Source organism: Kutzneria buriramensis (genome assembly GCF_003387475.1).
Taxonomy (GTDB): Bacteria; Actinomycetota; Actinomycetes; order Mycobacteriales; family Pseudonocardiaceae; genus Kutzneria; species Kutzneria buriramensis.
Genome location: NZ_QUNO01000005.1, coordinates 18,876 through 35,004, shown reverse-complemented (window position 1 = coordinate 35,004; position 16,129 = coordinate 18,876). Strand labels below are relative to the sequence as shown.

Annotated in this window: 17 protein-coding genes; 7 read left to right on the top strand and 10 right to left on the bottom strand. The window is 71.2% G+C overall.

Annotated elements, in window-relative coordinates; all coding sequences use genetic code 11:
- Window positions 1–15: 15 nt before the first annotated feature.
- Window positions 16–954 carry an Lrp/AsnC family transcriptional regulator gene (locus BCF44_RS15440; RefSeq protein WP_211353037.1) on the bottom strand — a complete coding sequence of 313 codons (939 nt, stop codon included), beginning with the start codon at window positions 952–954 and terminating at the stop codon, window positions 16–18.
- A gap of 85 nt (window positions 955–1,039) precedes the next feature.
- Here BCF44_RS15440 and BCF44_RS15435 point away from each other — a divergent pair, with 85 nt between their 5' ends.
- Window positions 1,040–1,831, top strand: coding sequence for an SAM-dependent methyltransferase (locus tag BCF44_RS15435; RefSeq protein WP_246015116.1), 792 nt, complete (start codon window positions 1,040–1,042; stop codon window positions 1,829–1,831).
- 293 nt (window positions 1,832–2,124) lie between these two features.
- Window positions 2,125–2,514, top strand: coding sequence for a nuclear transport factor 2 family protein (locus tag BCF44_RS15430; RefSeq protein WP_170217545.1), 390 nt, complete (start codon window positions 2,125–2,127; stop codon window positions 2,512–2,514).
- A 3-nt stretch (window positions 2,515–2,517) separates the two neighbouring features.
- Here BCF44_RS15430 and BCF44_RS15425 read toward each other — a convergent pair whose 3' ends face one another.
- Window positions 2,518–3,237: a helix-turn-helix domain-containing protein gene (locus BCF44_RS15425; protein WP_116174993.1), complete on the bottom strand. Its 720-nt coding sequence runs from the start codon at window positions 3,235–3,237 to the stop codon at window positions 2,518–2,520.
- Between the two features lie 66 nt (window positions 3,238–3,303).
- Here BCF44_RS15425 and BCF44_RS15420 point away from each other — a divergent pair, with 66 nt between their 5' ends.
- Window positions 3,304–4,137: an NAD(P)H-binding protein gene (locus BCF44_RS15420; protein WP_116174992.1), complete on the top strand. Its 834-nt coding sequence runs from the start codon at window positions 3,304–3,306 to the stop codon at window positions 4,135–4,137.
- 1 nt (window position 4,138) lies between these two features.
- Here the strand turns inward: BCF44_RS15420 and BCF44_RS15415 are convergent, their stop codons facing one another.
- The 4 genes from BCF44_RS15415 to BCF44_RS15400 are packed head-to-tail and all read right to left on the bottom strand — an operon-like array spanning window position 4,139 to window position 9,117.
- Window positions 4,139–5,248 carry a hypothetical protein gene (locus BCF44_RS15415; protein WP_116174991.1) on the bottom strand — a complete coding sequence of 370 codons (1,110 nt, stop codon included), beginning with the start codon at window positions 5,246–5,248 and terminating at the stop codon, window positions 4,139–4,141.
- A 40-nt stretch (window positions 5,249–5,288) separates the two neighbouring features.
- The gene (locus BCF44_RS15410) at window positions 5,289–6,272 is read right to left on the bottom strand and encodes an aldo/keto reductase (protein ID WP_116174990.1); all 984 of its coding nucleotides are present in this window, start codon (window positions 6,270–6,272) and stop codon (window positions 5,289–5,291) included.
- Between the two features lie 39 nt (window positions 6,273–6,311).
- Entirely contained in the window at window positions 6,312–8,225 is a 1,914-nt protein-coding gene (locus BCF44_RS15405) for a S9 family peptidase (RefSeq protein WP_246015114.1), read from the bottom strand.
- A 31-nt stretch (window positions 8,226–8,256) separates the two neighbouring features.
- Entirely contained in the window at window positions 8,257–9,117 is an 861-nt protein-coding gene (locus BCF44_RS15400) for a bifunctional helix-turn-helix transcriptional regulator/GNAT family N-acetyltransferase (protein WP_116174988.1), read from the bottom strand.
- Between the two features lie 198 nt (window positions 9,118–9,315).
- On the opposite strand from BCF44_RS15400, the gene BCF44_RS15395 reads away from it, so the two are divergent.
- Genes BCF44_RS15395 through BCF44_RS15380 form a run of 4 tightly spaced genes read left to right on the top strand, consistent with a single transcriptional unit; the run spans window position 9,316 to window position 12,185 of the window.
- Entirely contained in the window at window positions 9,316–10,647 is a 1,332-nt protein-coding gene (locus tag BCF44_RS15395) for a GH25 family lysozyme (protein WP_246015112.1), read from the top strand.
- Window positions 10,644–11,021 (top strand): hypothetical protein, encoded by a 378-nt coding sequence (locus tag BCF44_RS15390; protein ID WP_116174987.1) that lies wholly within the window; start codon window positions 10,644–10,646, stop codon window positions 11,019–11,021. Before BCF44_RS15395 ends, BCF44_RS15390 begins: the two co-directional genes overlap by 4 nt.
- 14 nt (window positions 11,022–11,035) lie before the next feature.
- Window positions 11,036–11,434 (top strand): hypothetical protein, encoded by a 399-nt coding sequence (locus tag BCF44_RS15385; RefSeq protein ID WP_116174986.1) that lies wholly within the window; start codon window positions 11,036–11,038, stop codon window positions 11,432–11,434.
- A 10-nt stretch (window positions 11,435–11,444) separates the two neighbouring features.
- Window positions 11,445–12,185 (top strand): D-Ala-D-Ala carboxypeptidase family metallohydrolase, encoded by a 741-nt coding sequence (locus BCF44_RS15380; RefSeq protein WP_246015109.1) that lies wholly within the window; start codon window positions 11,445–11,447, stop codon window positions 12,183–12,185.
- A 90-nt stretch (window positions 12,186–12,275) separates the two neighbouring features.
- Here the strand turns inward: BCF44_RS15380 and BCF44_RS15375 are convergent, their stop codons facing one another.
- The 4 genes from BCF44_RS15375 to BCF44_RS15360 form a co-directional block, all read right to left on the bottom strand.
- Entirely contained in the window at window positions 12,276–13,268 is a 993-nt protein-coding gene (locus BCF44_RS15375; protein WP_116174984.1) for a helix-turn-helix domain-containing protein, read from the bottom strand.
- A gap of 189 nt (window positions 13,269–13,457) precedes the next feature.
- Entirely contained in the window at window positions 13,458–14,018 is a 561-nt protein-coding gene (locus tag BCF44_RS15370) for a DinB family protein (protein ID WP_116174983.1), read from the bottom strand.
- A 316-nt stretch (window positions 14,019–14,334) separates the two neighbouring features.
- Window positions 14,335–15,462 (bottom strand): aminotransferase class I/II-fold pyridoxal phosphate-dependent enzyme, encoded by a 1,128-nt coding sequence (locus BCF44_RS15365; protein WP_116174982.1) that lies wholly within the window; start codon window positions 15,460–15,462, stop codon window positions 14,335–14,337.
- Window positions 15,446–16,069 carry a helix-turn-helix transcriptional regulator gene (locus BCF44_RS15360; RefSeq protein ID WP_116174981.1) on the bottom strand — a complete coding sequence of 208 codons (624 nt, stop codon included), beginning with the start codon at window positions 16,067–16,069 and terminating at the stop codon, window positions 15,446–15,448. Before BCF44_RS15360 ends, BCF44_RS15365 begins: the two co-directional genes overlap by 17 nt.
- Between the last annotated feature and the right edge of the window lie 60 nt (window positions 16,070–16,129).

Below are 16,129 nucleotides of genomic sequence, written 5' to 3'. Positions count from 1 at the left end.
CCGATCCGCGGTTCTCTACATGGTTCGGCCGGCGGATTTCACCTGTCTTCCCAGCAGCGAGGTCTCGACCTGGAGGACGCCCGGCAGGCTGCCGACCCGGGCCGCCAGGTAGTCGTAGAGGGCGTCGAGGTCCGTGACGACGACGAAGGCGACGATGTTGCTGGCGCCGGTCGTGGCTGCGGCGAAGGCGACCTCCACGTGGCTGGCAAGCGTTTGCGCGACGGTGTTCAGTCCGGCCGGGGCCACCGTCAGCCAGACGACCGCCTGGCAGCCGTAGCCGAACCGGGCCGGGTCGAGGTCGACGTCGAAGAACAGGACGCCCTCGGTTCGCACGTCCGCCAGCCGTCTGCGAACCGTCGACTCCGACCAGCCGGTCACCGCGGCCAGCCGCGGATACGTGGTGCGGCCGTCGACCGCCAGCGCCGTGAACAGGGCCCAGTCGGCGTCGGTCAATTCCCCGACCGGGTTGGATTCGGTTGCTTCCGGCGTGACCGCCGCGATCTGGTTGGACGTCAGCGAGGACACCCGTCCCGGCCAGCCGCCGACCCCGGCCAGGTCGCGGAGCATGCAGTACGCCGTCACTCCGTTGATCCGCGGCGTGCGGGCCAGGCGTTCCAGCAGCAGGTGGTCGTCGCCGGTGCGGACGCGGGTGATGCACGTGATCTCGGTGCCGCCGGACAGGATCGCCACCCAGCTCGTGTCATCGCGGCGCGACAGTGCCTGCGCGATGGCCTTGGCCGCGTCGGGGGCACAGCGGATCCGTACCAGCCAGTCGACGTGGCCGACCTTCTTGGCGTTGACCACCCCCACCACGCGCATTCCCTGCGCGCGCAGGTGGTGGTAGCGGGTCGCGATCGTGCGGTCGGAGCGGTCCAGGGCCTGGGCGATCCGGCTGAACGGCGCGCGGCCGTCGACGGACAGCGCGTGCACCAGCTGCCGGTCGAGTGAATCCACCAGCACAGGCTACTTCGACTTCGGAATCCGTCTCCTGTGGCTCGCTGGATGGCCTGTTCCGTCGCCGGTGGGCATGCTCGTCGGCATGAACCAACTCGACCAGGTCGCCCTCACCGGCCGGCTGACCGCGGCGCTGCGGGCCCGCGAGTCGGAGCGCCCCGACCGCTTGTTCACCGACCCGTACGCCTCGCGGCTCGCCGGCGCCGAGGGTTTTCGGCTGCTCGCCGAGTTCGGCGACAACTCCACCATCGCCGTGCGCACCAAGTTCCTCGACGACAAGCTTTCGGGGCTGGGAGCCCGGCAGCTCGTGATCGTCGCCGCCGGCATGGACTCGCGGGCGTACCGACTGCCGGCGCTGGCCGACACCGTCACGTACGAGCTGGACCGGCCGGAGGTGCTGGGGCTCAAGGAGTCCCTCATCTCCGCCCCGCCGGTCGGCGTGCGGCACTCTGTGGGTGTCGACCTGGCCGGCGAGTGGCGTTCGCCGCTGCTGGCCGCCGGCTTCGACGCGGGGCGGACGACGGCGTGGGTGGTGGAGGGGCTCACCCAGTACCTGCGCGGTGACGACGTCGACCGGCTGTTGGACGGGATCACCGCCCTGTCCGCGCCCGGCAGCCAACTGCTGCTCGACGTCGTCGGACAGTCCCTTCTGGACAGTGCCGCGATGAGGCCCATGCTGGACCGGTTCGCCGCGCTGGACATGACCTGGCGTTGGGGCACCGACGATCCCGAATCCCTGCTCGGCCGCCGGGGCTGGTCGTGCGAGGTGTCCCTGATCGGCTCCGTCGGCACCGCCTACGGCCGCTGGCCCTACCCCGAAGTCCCCCGCAACACCCCCGGCGTGGGCCACGGCTACCTGATCCACGCCCACCGCTGAGCTGCGGTACCTCCGCGAGTCGCGCTCTCAGACACACCGAATGCACAATTACGGATGCGTGCAGAGTGAGACCCGGGGCCCGTTTCTGCCTGAAACCTGCATTCGGTGTGTCCCAGAGCGCGACTCGCGGGGGTGAAGGGGGCCCGCAGCCGGGGCAGGTCCGCCGGGGTGTCGTCGAGCCAGTCGGCGTGCCGTCCCGGATCCGAGAAACGGCTCTGTGTGGCGTAATACTCGAGCATGCGTCCGGTCTACGCCCTCACACGGTGTCAGTGCCAAGCTTGTATACCGGAGGAGTGACCACCAACAGGGACCTGCTCCGGCACGTGTACGCCCAGGTGTCGCGCGGCGACGCCCAGCCACTGCTCGACGCCCTCGCCGACGACGTCGAGTGGACCATCATCGGCACCACCCCGCTGTCCGGCACCTTCGTCGGCAAGCAGCAGGTGATCGACGGCCTGCTGAAGCCGCTGTCCTCCCGGCTCGCCGGCCCCATCCGCTTCACCTTCGACCGTTTCATCGCCGAGGGCGACGACGTGGTGATGCTCGCCCGCGCCGAGGCGACCTCGGTGACCGGCAAGCCGTACAACAACACCTACTGCATCGTCGCCACCTTCGCCGACGGCCGGATCCGCCGCATGACCGACTACGTCGACACCGAGCTGGTCACCTCGGCCCTGTTCTGACGCCTAGCAGGCGACGGTGGGCAGCCGGCCGGCGGCGAACGCGCTCGGCGTGACGTGCATGACCGCCCGGAACTGGGAGATCATGTGCGACTGGTCGTAGAAGCCGACGGAACCGGCGAGGCCGGCCCAGGAGTCGCGGCGCAGCCGGGGAAGGACGGCGCGGACGCGGTTGATGCGGACGAACTGCTGGGGCGGCAGGCCGACGGTTCGGGTGAAGACGTTGCGCAGGTGGCGTTCGCTGACGCCGACCTCGCGGGCGACCTCGGGAACACGCGAGCGACCGAGGGCGATCGAGGCGCGTCGGACCAGATGAGCGGTCGAGCGGTCGCGGCGCGACGTCGCTTCGACGCGAGCGGAAAGTGCGGCGGTCAAACGGCCCACGCGCCGCGGGTCGAGGGGGCCCCACAGCTCGTCGAGGGGAACGACCCGGTCGGTGATCTCGTCGACGGACATGCCGAGGAGCGCGCGGGCGGCGCCGGGTGCGAGCCGGAATCGCACGCACCGAGGGATGTCCTTGGCGTCGTAGTAGGTGGCGTGCGTGCGCGGACCCGCCGCGAGCACGGCGGCATCGCCATCGGCCCGCACGCGCCACACGAGCGTGGTAGCCGGGTCGGGAACGTGGATGATCGGGCACGAGTCGCCGCCCCGGTGGGACGGCAGGTCGATGCCGTCGACCCAGCCGCGCAGGGCGGCGGGGACCGGCAGTTGTCGCCACGCGTTCACAACCCCAGGCTAACCGTGCCGAATCTTCCTATCGAACGACCGCGAGCCGCTGCCAGGCTGGCGACCATGATCTTGGTTACGGGTGCCACCGGCACCATCGGCGGCGAGGTCCTCCGGCTGCTGACACAGCGGGGCGCGAAGCTGCGGGCGATGACCCGCGACCCCGACCGCATCGCAGGATTCGATGCGGTGCAAGGCGATTTCGACGATTCGACGTCGCTGCGCGCGGCGATTGCCGGCGTGGACAGCGTCTTCCTGCTCACGGCGCCGGGGGAGCGGGTGCCGGGGCACGACCTGGCGATGATCGACGCGGCCCGGACCGGAGGGGTGCGCAAGGTGGTGAAGCTCTCGGCTGTTGGCGGCGGGATCGGCCTGCCGTCCGACTGGCACGCCCCCGGCGAGCAAGCGCTTGCCAGCAGCGGCCTGGCCTGGACGGTGCTTCGGGCGTCCTCGTTTGCTTCCAACGCACTCCGCTGGGCCACAGCGATTCGAGCCGGTGCACCGGTGCCGAACATGACGGGGACCGGTGCGCAGGGCGTGGTCGATCCGCGCGACGTGGCGGAGGTCGCGGTCGAGGCACTCCTCGGCGACGGGCACGACGGTGTGGCGTACACACTCACCGGGCCGGGCCTGATCAGCGTGCCGGACCAGGTTGAGCAGCTGGCCGAGCTGCTCGGGCTCCCGATCCGGACGGTGGATGTGCCGTTGGAGGCGGTGCGGGAACAGACGCTGGCGGCCGGGTTCGACGCCTCGGTGGCCGAGGTCGCCGTCCGTGGAGCTCAGCTGGTACGAGACGGTGGCAACGCCGTGGTGACCGACGACGTGCGCCAGGTCCTGGGCCGACCCGCTCGGAGCTTTCGCACCTGGGCACAGGACCACCTGGACGCGTTCGGCGGGTGAGTCACCAGTTCCGCACGGCCTCGACGCCCTCGAACAGGGCATCGCGGGCCCACACGAGGTCCTCGGCATCGCCGACGATGTGGGCGAGGGCGTCGAAGAGTTCCTCGCGTTCCTCGGTCTCGATGAACGGGACGCGGCCGTCGAGCTGGTTGAAGGCCTCGCCGTACTCGCGGCCGAGGTGTTCGAGACGGTCGCGGTCGGCCGCGCCGGCCAGGGCGTCGAGCACAGCGCGGCGGGTGGCCTTGTACAGGGCGACGGACTTCTTGTAGCGGGCGTCGGAGATGTGCTCGCGGCCGTCCCAGTCGCGCAAGGGGTTGTCGCGGTTCTCGGCGACCCATTCCGGTTTGCGGCCGCGGGTGATGTCGACGAGCACGCCGTGGGGGATCTCGGGACGCCACGCGGCGCGCATCGCGGCGGCGTACTCGGTGGGAATGCCGTCGAGGCAAAGGATCTCGAGCTCGGGAACGTGCCGTGGGAGCAGCCGGTCCTCTTTCGACATGCCGAACAGGTCGCTGACGTAGATCCGGCGCAGCGACCGAAGTTCGTTGAGCCGGTGGGCCGAGGTGAGGTCGCCGAGGTCGCCGGTCAGCATGAGCTCGTCCAGGCGGGGAAAGAGTTGCACCACGCGGCCGCAGTCGAGCGACACGATGTCGGTGATCTCGAGAACGGTGACGTCGGTGCGGACGGTGTCGGGGAGCGCGGCGAACTCGTCGGCGGAGTACCTGACGCGCCACGGCTCGAACGGGCCGTTGTCGCCGCGTTCCCGCCGTCGTCGCGTGGCGAGTGCTGTCCCGATGTCCCAGCCGTGGGACCGGGTCCACGAGGGTTCGTCGCGCAGCACCGGGAGGTTGCCGATGATCTTGCGACTGCGCGGCAGCACCCACTCGTAGCTGCGGTGCGCCTGCGCGAGCGGCTCGACGTCGCCGAGGTCGTCGACGGAGTGCGGTTCCGGGCCGGACCAGTCCAGGTCGAGCACGTCGGCCGTCCGCCAGCCCGGGTCGAGGCGGGTGATCTGCGCCGCCGTCCACTCGCCGAGGTGCGGCGAGAAGGCGGCGACGACATCGCCCGGGGCGATGGGTCTCGGCGGCGCGTACTCGCTGGAGGGAGCCATGCCGCCGAGACTATTCACCGGGTCTGACAGTTTCGGGCCGTCACCAGCGGTCGTGCACCTGCGGCCGGATGCGGCGGTCGTACAGGTCGGCGATCGCCTTCAGGGTGTCGGCGTCCAGCTCGGGCACGTCGGCGGCCGCGGAGTTGGCCCGGGCCTGCTCGACGTTGCGGGCGCCGGGGATCACGGTGCTGACGCCCGGCTGCTGGACGATCCAGCGCAGCGCGGCCTGCGCCGGCGTCACCCCGGCCGGCACCAGGGCGGCGAACTCGCGCGCGGCCTCGACCCCGGTGTCGTAGTCGACGCCGGAGAAGGTCTCGCCGACGTCGAACGCCTCGCCGCGGCGGTTGTAGTTGCGGTGGTCGTCGGCGGAGAACACGGACTCGTGCGTGTACCGCCCGGACAGCAGCCCGGACGCGAGCGGCACCCGCGCGATGATGCCGACGCCGGCCGCGGCGGCCGCCGGCAGCACCCGCTCCAGCGGCTTGAGCCGGAACGCGTTCAGGATGATCTGCACGCTGGCGACGTGTTCCCGGGCGATGGCGGTCAGCGCCTCGTCCACGGTCTCCACGCTCACCCCGTACGAGGCGATCCGGCCCTCCTCGACCAGGGTGTCCAGCGCGTCGAACACCGAGTCGGTGGCGTAGGCCGCGGTCGGCGGGCAGTGCAGCTGGACCAGGTCCAGGGTGTCCACGCCCAGGTTGGCCCGCGACCGGTCGTTCCACCGGCGGAAGTTGTCCAGGTTGTAGCGCTGCACCTCCTGCGGCTCGCGCCGGCCCATCTTGGTCGCCACGACCACGCCCGCGTCCGGGCGCTCCCGCAGGAACCGGCCGATCAGCTGCTCGCTGCGCCCGTCGCCGTACACGTCGGCGGTGTCGAAGAAGGTGACCCCGGCCTCGACGGACGCCTCCAGCACGGCCAGCGCGTCGTTCTCGTCGACCGAACCCCAGTCCGCGCCGAGCTGCCACGTGCCCAGCCCGACTACGGAGACCTCGCGGCCGGTGCGTCCCAGTACCCGTTGCTCCATGCGAGTGAGCTTAGGTGCCGGGCGCGTGTATCCATCGGATCACCCCAGGAGTTCAGGTCGTCGCCACGGGAGGCCGCGGACGTGGTGGTCGAGGAAGGCGAGCACCGTCTCGTACAGGACGCGCACGTTGTGCGGTGCGGTCACGAAGTGGTTCTCGTCGGGGAAGTACAGGAACTTGTGCGGGTTGTCCTCCTTGGTCCGCGACGACAGGTCCCACCACAGGCGCATCGCCTCGGAGATGGGCACCCGGTAGTCCTTGTCGCCGTGCGTGATGAGCATCGGCGTGCGGATCGCGTCGGCGAACCGGTGCGGCGAGTTCGCCTCGGCGGCAGCCGCCGTCATCTCGCGCCGGAAGTAGTGCGCAAGATCGCCGGTGGCCGACGAGTCGGGCAGCGACCAGATCGACGCGTGCGACACGATCGCGGCGAACCGCTCGGTGTGCCCGGCGATCCAGTTGGTCATGAAGCCGCCGAACGACCCGCCCAGGGCGGCGGCCCGCTCGCCGTCGATCTCGGGCCGGGCCTGCGCGGCGTCGACCAGCGCCATGATGTCGGTGTACGGCGGCCCGCCCCACTGCCCCCAGCCGCGGCGGATGAAGTCCATGCCGTAGCCGGTGGACAGCGCGAAGTCCGGCAGCAGCACGGCATAGCCGCGCGCCACCCACAGCCACGGGCACCAGCGCCACGACCATGTCTTCGCCGACATCACCGGCCCGCCATGGATCTGCACGGCCAGCGGGGCCGGGCCGTCCGACGCCGGTAACGCGAGCCAGGCGCGGATCTCGGTGCCGTCCTCGGCGGTCGTCGTCACCTCCGTCAGGCGGCCGGGTAACTCCGGCGGCGGCGCCGGGCTCTCCAGGCACGTCGTCGAGCCGTCCACGGCGATCCGCACGGGCAGGTGCGGGCTGTCGATGGCGGCCCGCAGCGCGTACACCGAGCCGTCCGGCGCCACCGCGAAGTCCCGGTACGCCCCGTTGTCCGTGGTGAGCCGCGTGACCTCCTCCGTCTCGACGTCCACCCGCCACAGCGGCTCCCGGCCGTGGTCGTCTGCCGACACGACCACGGCCCGCCCGTCCGGCGTCCAGCACGGCGACATGGGCCAGCGGTCCCAAAGAACGGCGACTGGCCGCAGCGAACCGCCGACCAGGTCCACCACGCCGAGCCAGCGGTCGCCAGGCCCCTCCGGCGTCAGCCGTTCCTGCACGCAGACCACCACGCGCCGGCCGTCGGGCGACACCCGCGGCGACTCGTACTCGTGGTCGACGTCGTCCAGCAGCGTGCGCCGATCCCCAGTGGTCACGTCGATCGCCACCAGCGTGTGCCGCTGCGAGCCGCTGGGCTCGGCCACCGCCCACGTCGCCACCACGGTCCGCCCGTCCGGCGACAGGTCCCACGTCGACTCGTCGTCCAGGGCGCGGCCGACGTGCCCGGTGAGGTCACGGGGTTCGCCGCCGTCGAGCACGAACAGGCGGGTGCGCTCCGGTCCGAGGTCGTGGTCCCAGTACCGGGCCGGGAACTCCTCGTGCAGGATCGCCGTGACCTTCTTGTCCTCCCGTGACTTCGGGTCCTGCCCGGACGGCAGCACCGCTGCCCCGTACACGATCACCTCGCCGGCGGCCACCACGCCGTGCACGCCACCCGGCGGCGACGCCAGCACCCACGCGTCACCGCCGTCCGACGGCTGCCGCCATAACGCCGGCTCCTCCTTGCCGTCCGGCCGCTGCCGCGACGACGTGAACAGCAGGTCCCCGGACGGCGTGAAGCCCGCCAGCGCCTCGCCCTTGGCGCTGGTGGTCAGCCGGCGAGTCGGTTCGAGCTGCCAGATCGCGTTGGTGTAGCGGGACTTGTCGCGGTCGAGGGTGGTCACGCCGACCACCGCGCGGCGGCCGTCGGGGGACAGTCGCAGGCTCGTCAGCCGCGGCAGCCCGATGAAGGAGTCGATGTCGGTCAGCACGATTTCTTCCTACACCGCCCCCCTGACAGTTCTACGTGAGCTGCTTGCGGAACCAGTGGTGCGCGTGCGGCTCCGCGTTGAACGGCGGCACCTCCTCGAAGCCCGAGGACCGGTACAACGCGATCGCCGACGTCAGCGAGCGGTTCGTCTCCAGCCGGATCGACGTCGCACCCCGTTGCCGCGCAAGGGTTTCCAGCTCGACCAGCAGTCGCCGGCCGAGGCCGAGGCCGCGGGCCGAGTCGTGCACCCACATCCGCTTCATCTCGCAGACGCCCGGCTCCGGCTCGTACATCCCGACGCAGCCGATCGGTTCTTCGCCCAATCGGGCAACGAGCACCGTCTCCATGTCCGGCGCGAGAACCACGTCGCCGTCGAAGCCGTCCTCGAACAGCACGGCCAGATCCTTGAAGTACGCCTGCACGCAGTACCGCGCGTCCGGGTGGTCGGGATCGACCGCCTCGACCTCCACCATGCCGACCCGCAGCAGCCGCTCCACGTCGGCCATCGCGGCGACCAGCCGCTCGCGCTGACGCTCGGTCAGCGGCGCGAGGATCATCTCGGCGATGCCGTCGCTGCGGCGGTCCAGCGCGCTCCGCTCGGTCTTGCCGGCGGCCGTCAGCCGGGCCACCCGCACGCGCCGGTCGGCCGGATCGGCCTCCACGGTCACGAGGCCGTCCGCCTCCAGCGAGCGCAGCAGCCGGCTCAGGTAGCCCGAGTCCAGGCCGAGCGTCCCGCGCAGCGACCGGAGGTCGCGGCCGTCGCCGATCTCCCACAGCAGCCGCGACGCGCCGAGCGAGCGATCCCCGCCGAGGTAGTGGTCGTTGAGCGCCCCCACCCGCTGCGTGACCGTGCGGTTGAACCGCCGGACCTCCGCCACCATGTCCGAATCCATTCTCTGACTCTAGTCAGAGAATTGCTGTCGCACCAGTTCCGGCGTCCCAGCGCCGTCCCAGCGACCCGCCATCCCGGCAGGTCAGGGGCCTCGGAACGTCCCCGCCTCCCAACTCGGTGGCAGTGCCCCACGCCGTCCCGACCCCGATGCCAGCCTCGTGCCGCCGGGGCTCCCCGGCCCTTCACCACGGGGGAAGAGATGGTCATCAGGGCCATGGTCCCGCTGCTCGCGGGACTACTGCTCGTAACGGCATGGGCGGGTGCGGCGGAGGGGTCCGCATCGGCTGCCGTCGCCGTCTGCGGGCACAGCAGCGCGCAGCCGACGCTGCGCCAGGGCTCGACGGGCGAGGACACCGTCGAGGCCCAGTGCGAGCTCAACCTCGCCACCAAGGCGAGCCGCTACACCCCGATCGGCGCGGACGGCAGCTTCGGGCCGGCGACGGAGGCCCGCGTGCGGGTGTTCCAGCAGTGCGCGGGCCTGGGCGTGGACGGCGTCGTCGGCCCGAACACGTGGGCAGCGCTGAACACGTGGGCGGCCCACCCGCACAAATGCGCCACCACGGGCACCGCCACGACCGCGCAGGCGGTGGTGTGTGGCCACAGCACGTCACAGCCGACGTTGAAGCAGGGGGCGACCGGCGCCGACGTCAAGGAGGCGCAGTGCCGCCTCGACCTGGCCATGGACGCCACGCACTACCCGCCGCTGACGATCGACGGCAACTTCGGCGGCGGCACGCAGGGCCGCGTCGAGGACTTCCAGCGCTGCGCCAACCTCAACGCCGACGGCGAACTCGGCCCCAACACGTGGGCCAAGCTGGCCGACTGGTCCAGCCGCAACCTGTACTGCGCGCCGCCCAGGCCGGCCGGCTACGCCATCGACGGCATCGACACCGCCAAGTACCAGCACCCCGGCGGCGCCCCGATCAACTGGGCGGCGGTAAAGGCGTCCGGCGTGGAGATCGCCACCATCAAGGCGACGCGCGGCACCAACGTGACGGACGAGTTCCTGGCCACCGACCTGCCGGCGGCGCACAACGCCGGCTTGGACGTCGCGCCGTACCACTACTACACCGGCAGCGCCCCCAACACCGGCGGCGACCAGGCGGACCGCTTCATCGCGGCGGTGCGCGCCACCGGCTACACCGGCAAGCGCCCCGGCGACCTGCCGCCCATCTTCGACTTCGAGCGGATGGACGACGGCACCGGCCGCTGCCCGGTCTACGGCACCGTCGCCGACGTGAAGTCGTGGCTGAACAAGGTGCAGGCGGCGTTCGGCCGCACGCCGATCATCTACACGCAGAAGTCCTTCCTGGACGACTGCTACGGCTCGACCACGGCGTTCGGCGGCTATCCGATGCAGCTCGCGGACTACCGGCGGTCCATCTCTGCCCCGCCGGTGCCCAACGGCTCGTCGACGTGGCTGATGTGGCAGTACACCGACGCCGCCGTCCCCGACGGCCTCCAGGCGCCTTCGACCGCCGACGTCTTCAATGGCACCCAGGCGGACCTGGACCGCCTGGCCAACCGATGAGGGCGCCGGCAGCGCTGGTGGCCACCGCGGCGCTGGTCGCGGCCACCGCGATGGTCGTGCCGGCGCACGCCTCCGCCACCAGCTGCTACGGCGGGGCCGCCACCTTGCACTACGGCGACGGCGCCTTCTTCGGCCCCTACACGGCGTCGAGTCGGTGCACGGACATCAACATGCGGCTGACCGCCGGCACCAGCGCGGAGGTGTACGCGTGCGTGGTGTTCATCGACCACACCCAGGACTGCAACCGGTGGACCACGGTCCCGAAGGGCAGCTGGCGCACCATCGCCACCGACGTGCTCGACGGCACCCGCTTCGAGGTGCTGCTCGGCGTGCCGCTGGAGGGCGACGACGCAACGGTCCAGATCGCTTTCTAGGAACGGAGTTCCCCATGATCCGCAGACTCGTGCCGGCGCTGGTCGCCGCGCTCGCGCTGCTCGGGCTCACCGCGATGCCGGCGTCGGCGCAGCCGGCGACCAGCTGCTACGGCGGCGCGATCTCGCTGACGTACCACTACTCGACCGCGGCCGTGGAGTACGGCACGTACACCACCAGCTCGCGGTGCAAGGACATCAACATGCGGCTGACCACCGACAACGGCGAGTTCCTCGATGCCTGCGTCGTGTTCGTCGACCACACGACGTTGTGCAACAACGACAACGCCTACCAGACCATGGGCCCGCCGTGGCTGACCGTCGCCACCGACGTCAAGGACGGCACCCACTTCAAGCTGCGCGTCCACGCCTACGACACCGACTCGCAGCTGGTCCACTTCCAGCTGGCCTTCTGAAAGGACGACGATGACCCTCTCCATGAGCCGCCGGTCCATGCTGCGTGGCGCGCTGGCGGTCGGCGCGGCCGTGGTGGTCGCCCCGACGCTGCTGGCCGGCACCGCGCAGGCGTACGGCTGGTCGCGCACCCTCAAGCAGGGCATGACCGGCAGTGACGTCACCGAGCTCCAGATCCGCGTCGCCGGCTGGGCCGCCGACCACGCCAGCCAGACCCGGGTCGGCATCGACGGCGACTTCGGCCCCGGCACGGACGCCGCCGTCAGGCGCTTCCAGGCCGCCTACGGCCTCCTGGTGGACGGCGAGGTCGGCGCGAACACGCAGGCCAAGCTGAACGCGCTGGAGCAGTCCGACGGCTCCACCCTGCACTTCAACTGGAGCGACTTCACCGACCGGGTCAGCGGCACCTTCAACGACGGCAAGGTGAGCGCCGCCGCCGCGAAGGAGAACGCGCGCCGCCTCATGTACAAGCTGGAGGCGCTGCGCAAGAAGCTCGGCGACAAGCCGATCACGGTGAACTCCGGCTTCCGCTCCATCCAGCACAACAAGGACATCGGCGGGGCCAGCGACAGCATGCACCTCTACGGCAACGCCGCCGACCTGGACGTGCCCGGCGTGTCCAACAAGACCGTCTACCAGCACGCCGAGACCTGCGGCTTCTCCGGGCTGGAGAAGTGGGAGACCGACCACCAGCACGTGGACTCGCGGGCCGACCTGGGCCGCGCGTGGTGGTGGGAGGACGGCACGATCTGACCTGAACCGGGGGTAGCCGGAAGCCGCGCTGGGGACGGCTTCCGGCTCTGCCCTGTGTCTTTGCTCCGGCTCTTTGCTCTGGGCTCTGCCCTAGGGCGTGGGCGTCGGCGACGAGGTCAGCGCCGCCTGGCAGGACGGCCAGTCGTGGAAGTCGTGGTTCACGGCCCACAGCTTGTGCGCCGTCTCGATGTTCCACGCCGGGTCGAACGCCGTGCGCGGCGTGCCGCCGTACTGGTGCAGGCGCAGGTCGGAGATCTGGAAGACGCCCCAGTTGCGGCTGCCGTTGGTGTTGGGCAGCACGTAGAGCGGGTCGAGGAAGGACGCGCAGCGGGCGATCGCCACCGCCGTGTCCGGGGCCTCCGTGAACACCGCGCGGATCTTCTGCTCCACCTGCTGCTGCGGCCAGGTCGCCATGGACACGTTGCCGGCGTACAGCGCCTCCTTGGTGGGCGGGTCCACCACGCCCTTCGGCGGCAGCCCGGCCAGCACCTGGAACGCCGTCACCTTGCGCAGCGTCTCCGGGCCGAAGTCGCTGTCCACCGACATCGTCGTATGGGCCTTGACCAGCAGCGACTGCACCTCGTTCACGCACTCGTCGTGCTCGCCCATGCTGACCGTGGACTGGCAGCCGGCCGAGAACAGCACCTTGCCGTTATCGGGATTGGGCAGGCCCTCCGCGCTGCTGGCGGCACGGGTCAGCCACACCAGGCCGCCCGCGAGCAGCACCGCCGCCACCGCCGCGACCACGGCGTACCGCGAGGTCAGCCATCTTCGCGCCTTGGGCGGCTCCGGCTCCGGTTCCTGTTCCTGCTGCGGCGGGGGCGGCGGCGAGTCCCGCTCGGTGTCGGCGAGCGCCCACAGCTGGTGCAGCTCCCGCAACTCGTCCGCGCTGGCCCCGCACACCTTGGCGAAGCTGTGCACCACCCGGTAGTCCGTCGGCACGCTCAGGCCCGAGCAGTACCGGTGCAGGCTGGACCCGCTCACGCCGGCCTGCTTGCCCAACCGGTCGAAGCCCCGCCCGCTGCGGTCCTTCAACATCCGGAGATACGCGGCGAACCTGTCCGTCTGCGTCGAGGCGATCACCGGTCCAACCCCCTGCTAGGGCCGCTGCTGACGGACTGCAAGTTAGCACCGCGCGGGCCGGCTGGACGTGACTTCCGGCCCTTGCCCGAATTGGCCGGGTCGCCGACCGTCCCGGCACGTCGGACCATGTGACGTTCCCCCGCGAGTCCCGCTCACCGTCACCCCGAAATCCGGTTTCGGGCAGAGCGACTACCGGTGGCGGTCGGCCGCGGCCTGGATGCCGGCGACGTAGCGCTCCCAGTATCCGGCGTCGCCCATCTCGGTCTGGTCCTTGCCGCCGAGGCCGTCGATCGTCTCCCGGATGATGTCGGCCTGGCCGGCGTGCTGGGCGGTGTCGGTGAGGGTGCGCACCAGCACGGAGCCCAGCGTGGTCTGCCGCTTGTCCTCGGCCCACCAGGACACGGTGGCCGGCGCGTCGAGGCCGAGCTGCTCGATGGACTCGTCGCTGTGCCGCCAGGCGCGTCGGTACAGGTCGAGCAGCTCGTCCCGGGACTCGTCGGCGGTGGCCCACATGTCGGCGCCGTCCCACACGGATCCGTCCTCGTACCAGGGAATCGTGACGGGCGTGGGCCGGCCGACGCTGTCGCCGAGGTAGCCGAACTCGACGCCGGCGAGGTGCTTGACCAGGCCGAGCAGGTTGGTGCCGGTGGGTGTCATGGGCCGCCGGATGTCGTACTCGCTCAGGCCGTCCAGCCGGGACACCACCCGGTCGCGGGATTCCTGGAGGTAGCGGCGAAGGTCTGCGATCATACGTTCGAACCTAGCGGAGCAGCGCCCACACGGCGCTGGAAACGGCGGCATCGGTCGCGCCGATGCCGGTGAGGCGGCGACCGAGCGCCGGTCCCGACGTCGCCGTGGTCGAGGCACTGGTCGTGGTCGTCGGTGACCAGCGAGCCGGCGGCGGCCGTCCGCCAAGCGGTCAGCAAACCGTTGTCGGCGAACAGCTCCGGCGGGAGTTCGCCCTTGCCGGGCCTGTCGGTGCCGATGCCGGTGGCCGACAGCCTTCACTGCGTCGAACACCGTCGACGGGGCACGGCGGCGCGGATCTCGTCGGCGTCGACGATCCTCATCGCCGGGCCAGCCAGCCGGCCCAGCGGTCGAGCGCCTCCTCCGGCCCGGTGCGGCCGACTCCGACCCGGAACCGGTCCGTCGGCGTCGCGGTCAGCTCGGAGCGGTAGATGCTCGACGGCAGCAGGAGAACGCCGACTTCCTTGACGAGATCGGCGCACATCGCCTCGACCCCGTCGGCACCGAGGTAGCGGGGGAAGCACACGCAGCCGCCCTGCGGCCGCTCCCAGTCGAACAGGTCCGGCCGCCGGCCGAAGAACGCCTCGAACAACGGCAGATTGGCCGCCGCGATGTCCCGGTTCCTGGCCAGCAGACGATCCCGGGCGCGCAGCCCGATCAGCGCGAGGACCTCGCTCGGCGCGGAGTTGCAGATCGACGTGTAGTGCTTGGCCCGCTCCAGCCGGTCCAGCAGGCTCCGGTCGCGGCAGGCGATCCAGCCGATCCGCAGCCCCGGCAGCCCGTACGCCTTCGACATGACGTTCAGCGACAACGCGGTGGCGGAGAGGTCCGCCGCCTGTGGCAGCGACGGCCGGTCGAGTTCGAGGCCGCGGTACACCTCGTCGCTGAACAGCGTGATGCCCCGCTCGTCGCACAGTGCGATCAGCCGCGCCCACGATTCGACGTCCGGCACCGCGCCCGTCGGGTTGTTCGGGAAGTTCACCGACACCAGCCGGGTGTTCGGCCGCAGCGCCGCCTCGACGGCGTCCACGTCCAGCGCCCAGCCGTCGTCCTCACGCAGCGGAACGCCCGTGACCTCGCACAGTGCCAACGGGATCGTCTCCGCCGCCTGGTAGTTCGGCGTCAGCACGACGGCGTGGTCGGACGGCGTCAGCAGCACCTGCATCGCCAGGTAGATGGCCTCTTCCGCGCCGGCGAAGCAGAGCACGTCCTCCGGCGCGACCTGCTCGTACGTCGCGGCGATCTCCTCGCGCAGCGCCGGCAGGCCGCGGGTTTCGGTGTAGCCCAGGGAAAGCGACTCCCAGCGCCGCCGGCCGTCGTCGTCGGCCATCGCCAGCAGGTCCGCCAGCGACACCGTCTGCGCGTCCGACGCCGTGAGGTGGTAGCGGGCGGTGAACTCCCAGGTGGAGAAGTAGGTTTCCAGTCGGAAGTCAGGCAGGGTCGGCATCGGCGGGCTCCTTGCGGCTCAGCGCGAGCAGTTGGTAGACCGCCGAGCGGGACAGGCCCATCGCGCGGGCCACCGTCGGCACGGACCGCCGCTGGTCGAACACGCCGGCGGCGTCCAGCTCCGCCACCAGCTCCACCCGGTCCGATTTGGACAGTCCGTCGAGGGTGGCGCCCTTGTCCCGGACGAAATCGGCGACGGTCTCGTTGAGGCGTTCGGTCCAGTCGCCGGCGAACAGCGCCGCCGGCTGGGCGGTCGCCGGTGCGGCGAAGGCCGCCAGGATGCGGGCCGCGGCGTCGAACGCGGAGCGGTCCACGTTCACGCACAGCACCGCCTCCGGGCGGCCTTCCCCGTCGCGGATCACCGCGCTGACACTGGAAAGCCGCCGCCCGTCGGGCAGCGACTTGGGGTACGGACCGTAGACGTCCGTGCCGACCGGCGTGAGCTCGTCGAGCTCGCCGAGCAGGGACGGGTCGCCCACGGTCCGTTTCGACAGCGGGTTCCAGATGGCCAGGACCGAGTCCGTGGCCGGGTCGTGCAGCACCACCTCGGCGTGCGGTGAGAGCAGGCGGGCGATCGCCTCGCACACCGGGGCCAGCCGGTCGGCCATCGGGGACACGCTGTGGACAGTACATCCGCCGTGGACAATTTGTCCACGGCGGATGGGTGT

What these genes read in the sequence shown, in the direction of transcription:
- BCF44_RS15410 (WP_116174990.1), bottom strand. Translation starts at nt 6,272, where the DNA reads ATGGAGCAACGGGTACTGGGACGCACCGGCCGCGAGGTCTCCGTAGTC.
- BCF44_RS15395 (WP_246015112.1), top strand. Translation starts at nt 9,316, where the DNA reads ATGGTCATCAGGGCCATGGTCCCGCTGCTCGCGGGACTACTGCTCGTA.
- BCF44_RS15420 (WP_116174992.1), top strand. Translation starts at nt 3,304, where the DNA reads ATGATCTTGGTTACGGGTGCCACCGGCACCATCGGCGGCGAGGTCCTC.
- BCF44_RS15360 (WP_116174981.1), bottom strand. Translation starts at nt 16,069, where the DNA reads ATGGCCGACCGGCTGGCCCCGGTGTGCGAGGCGATCGCCCGCCTGCTC.
- BCF44_RS15400 (WP_116174988.1), bottom strand. Translation starts at nt 9,117, where the DNA reads ATGGATTCGGACATGGTGGCGGAGGTCCGGCGGTTCAACCGCACGGTC.
- BCF44_RS15385 (WP_116174986.1), top strand. Translation starts at nt 11,036, where the DNA reads ATGATCCGCAGACTCGTGCCGGCGCTGGTCGCCGCGCTCGCGCTGCTC.
- BCF44_RS15380 (WP_246015109.1), top strand. Translation starts at nt 11,445, where the DNA reads ATGACCCTCTCCATGAGCCGCCGGTCCATGCTGCGTGGCGCGCTGGCG.
- BCF44_RS15390 (WP_116174987.1), top strand. Translation starts at nt 10,644, where the DNA reads ATGAGGGCGCCGGCAGCGCTGGTGGCCACCGCGGCGCTGGTCGCGGCC.
- BCF44_RS15415 (WP_116174991.1), bottom strand. Translation starts at nt 5,248, where the DNA reads ATGGCTCCCTCCAGCGAGTACGCGCCGCCGAGACCCATCGCCCCGGGC.
- BCF44_RS15435 (WP_246015116.1), top strand. Translation starts at nt 1,040, where the DNA reads ATGAACCAACTCGACCAGGTCGCCCTCACCGGCCGGCTGACCGCGGCG.
- BCF44_RS15365 (WP_116174982.1), bottom strand. Translation starts at nt 15,462, where the DNA reads ATGCCGACCCTGCCTGACTTCCGACTGGAAACCTACTTCTCCACCTGG.
- BCF44_RS15370 (WP_116174983.1), bottom strand. Translation starts at nt 14,018, where the DNA reads ATGATCGCAGACCTTCGCCGCTACCTCCAGGAATCCCGCGACCGGGTG.